Raw genomic sequence first — 912 nt, forward strand, 5'->3', positions numbered from 1 at the left:
CAGTGCACCACCGCATCATCGGCGTAGCGGGCAAACGGGCAGTTGGGGCTGGTACGTTGCATCCAGGTGTCGAAGGCATAGTGCATGAACAGATTCATCAGGAGGGGACTGATCACTCCACCTTGCGGGGTGCCGCGTTCGCGTCGGACGCGCATACCGTGATCCGTTTCGAACGGCGCAACCAGCCACCGCTCGATGTACAGAAGTATCCAGTCCTCCTTGATGTGCAGGCGCACCGCCTTCATCAGCAACCCATGATTGATCTGATCGAAGGCTGCCTTGATATCAAACTCCACCACCCAGTCGTATCGCCAGCAGCGCTCACGCGTGATCGCCACCGCCTGCTTCGCTGATCGTCCCGGCCGGTACCCATAGGAGTCCGAGTGGAAGATCGAGTCCAGCTCCGGCTCGATGAGAAGCTTGACCACGGTTTGCGCGACACGATCACCAACCGTGGGCACTCCCAGCTTGCGCGTGCCTCCCGATGCCTTGGGAATTTCTACTTGCTTGACCGGAGGCGGGAAGTACGACCCCGACGACATCCGATTCCACAGCTTGTAGAGATTCTTAGACAGATCCCGCTCGAAATCGGCGATGGTTTCATCGTCGATGCCGGCAGCACCGCGGTTGGCCCTGACCTGCTGGTAGGCGTCCCATACCGTGCGTTTCGCTATGTCATAAGGTTTCGCCGAGCTCACGCCACTCATCCCCGGAGGTTGGCAACGCTCGTCGGCCGGATAACGCCGCCCCTTCGCTCCACCTCCATTACAGAGGCTTCATCGCTACTACGGGAGGCTCCGCCCCTCGTTCCAGCATCGGTATTCTTCCTCATGGTGTTGGCCATTTGTCATTTTCCTTCGCATCTGGAACAAGGTTCTCACGTTCCGTACCAAAGCCTGTATGAAGATCATG

1 protein-coding gene is annotated in these 912 nt (G+C 58.6%); it reads right to left on the reverse strand.

Annotated features, from left to right (window positions below; genetic code table 11):
- On the reverse strand, positions 1 to 698 hold a 698-nt coding region (gene ltrA / locus TALK_RS21865; protein WP_211274877.1), incomplete at its 3' end, for a group II intron reverse transcriptase/maturase.
- Positions 699 to 912 lie beyond the last annotated feature (214 nt).

It is taken from the genome of Thalassospira alkalitolerans (genome assembly GCF_002115745.1).
In the GTDB taxonomy this organism is placed as follows: Bacteria; Pseudomonadota; Alphaproteobacteria; order Rhodospirillales; family Thalassospiraceae; genus Thalassospira; species Thalassospira alkalitolerans.